This window comes from Deltaproteobacteria bacterium (assembly GCA_009930495.1).
GTDB lineage: Bacteria > Desulfobacterota > Desulfovibrionia > Desulfovibrionales > Desulfomicrobiaceae > Desulfomicrobium.
The window spans coordinates 1-2,035 of the sequence record RZYB01000312.1 but is presented as its reverse complement, the minus strand read 5'-3'; the positions used below and the strand labels follow the sequence as shown (position 1 = coordinate 2,035).

Annotated in this window: 2 protein-coding genes and 1 other RNA gene; all 3 read left to right on the top strand. The window is 65.4% G+C overall.

Annotation, left to right across the window (positions count from 1 at the left end; translation table 11 throughout):
- An RNA gene (gene rnpB, locus EOL86_14160) (RNase P RNA component class A) lies at positions 1-172 on the top strand; the annotation flags it as partial.
- A 6-nt stretch (positions 173-178) separates the two neighbouring features.
- On the top strand, positions 179-1,372 hold the full coding sequence (gene ispD / locus EOL86_14155) for a 2-C-methyl-D-erythritol 4-phosphate cytidylyltransferase (GenBank protein ID NCD26717.1): 1,194 nt from the start codon (positions 179-181) through the stop codon (positions 1,370-1,372).
- Positions 1,369-2,035 (top strand): glutamate--tRNA ligase (locus tag EOL86_14150; GenBank protein ID NCD26716.1); only part of this gene is annotated, 667 nt, incomplete at its 3' end. The genes ispD and EOL86_14150, both read left to right, overlap by 4 nt.

The following is a 2,035-nucleotide window of genomic DNA, read 5'->3' as shown; positions in this document are numbered from 1 at the left end:
TGACGCGGCAAGCTCGGTAAACCCCATCCGGTGCAAGACCAAATAGGAAGGTGACCGGCCCGGTCACGACCCTTCGGGTAGGTTGCTGGAGACGGCGGGCAACCGCCGCCCTAGAGGAATGACAGCCGCCCGGCAACGGGCACAGAATCCGGCTTATCGTCCGGCTCCGTACTTCTTCATGATGATATCCTCACTTTGGACCATCCTGCTGGCCGCTGGCCAGGGTTCGCGCCTGGCACCGGCCACGGGCGGCGAACGCAAACAATTCCTGCCCTGGAAAGGGCTGCCCCTGTACTGGCACAGCATCCAGACCCTGGCCGCCGTGCCGGACATGGCCGGCATCGTCGCCGTCTTTCCGGAAACGGAATTGTCCGAACGCACCGCCGAAATCACGGCCCTCGCGCGTCGTCACTCCCCTGGGGTGCCCGTTCTGGCCGTGGCCGGCGGGAATCGCCGCCAGGACTCTGTCCGACTGGGACTGGCCGCCCTGCCTCAAAACTGCGGCCGCGTTCTGGTCCATGACAGCGCCCGTCCCTTTTTCTCCGCGAGCCTCGTACGCGCCCTGCTGGATGGCCTGACCGAAGGCGCTCAGGGTGTCGTGCCCGGCATCGCGGTCACGGACACCATCAAGGATGTGGATAAAGACCGGGTCCGGGCCACGCTGGACCGTTCCCGGCTGGTCGCCGTGCAGACCCCGCAGCTCTTTCCGAGCGCAATCCTGCGTCAGGTCCACGCCCGGGCCGAAACCGAAGACTGGCGGGTCACGGACGACGCCAGCATGATCGAACTGGCCGGCGGCATGGTCCGCGTCGTGCCCGGCGAGATCACCAACATCAAAATCACCACTCCGGAGGACCTGCGCGTGCTCGCACCCCCCTCGACTCTGCCCCGCCCGTGCACCGGATTCGGCTACGACGTCCACGCGTACGGCGGCAATCGCCCCATGGTTCTTGGCGGCATCCCCATTGCCGGCGCGCCCATGGTCAAGGCCCATTCCGACGGCGACGTACTCCTGCACGCCCTGTGCGACGCCATCCTCGGCTGCCTTGGCCAGGGCGATATCGGCGACCATTTCCCAGACAGTGACGCCCGCTTCGAAAACATGGCCTCGGGCATTCTGCTGTCCGAAGTCATGGACAAGGCCCGCGCCGCCGGCCTTGCCATCCATCATGTGGACCTGACCGTCATCGCCCAGATTCCGCGCCTGTCCCCGCACAAAACAGCCATCCGCTCCAACGTGGCCAGGCTGCTGGAACTCAACGACGACCACGTCAACATCAAGGCCACTACCGAGGAACATCTGGGCTTCACCGGCCGCAAGGAAGGCATCAAGGCCGTGGCCGTGGTCACGGCCGCAAGGGAGCAGGCATGACCAATTTCAAAACCGGCGGTCCCTGGATCACCCGCTTCGCGCCCAGCCCCACGGGCGTGCTGCATCTGGGCAACGTGCGCGCCGCCATCCTCAATTTTCTCCTGGCCCGGCAGAGCGGCGGCAAATTCCTGCTTCGCCTGGAAGACACGGACCGGGAACGCTCCACCTTTGCCTCCGAAGCGGCCATCCTATGGTCCCTGTCCTGGCTGGGTCTGACACCAGACGAGCCGGTCCGCCACCAAAGCCTGCGTCTGGAACGCTATGCCCTGGCCGTACAGCACTTGGTGGAACGGGGTCTGGCCTATCCTTGTTTCTGCACCGAAGCCGAACTGGAGCGCGAACGAGAACTGGCAGCCCAAAACGGGCAGCCGCCGCGCTATGGCGGGCGCTGCGCCAGCCTTGCCCCGGACGAGGCCCAGGCGCGCGTGGAGGCTGGCAGTCCTCATGTCATCCGGCTGCGCTGTCCGGCCGACAGGACCATCCAGTTCACGGATTTGATCAAGGGTCAAATCAGCGTGCCGACCTCGGCCTTTGGTGATTTCGTACTGCTGCGTTCCTCGGGCTGGCCCAGCTACAACTTGGCCGTGGTCGTGGACGACGTGGACATGGGCGTCAATCTGGTCCTGCGCGGCGAGGACCATTTGACCAACACGGCCCGACAGA

Bases quoted from the DNA above. Each gene is read 5' to 3' on its own strand.
- ispD (NCD26717.1), top strand. From the start codon at position 179: ATGATGATATCCTCACTTTGGACCATCCTGCTGGCCGCTGGCCAGGGT.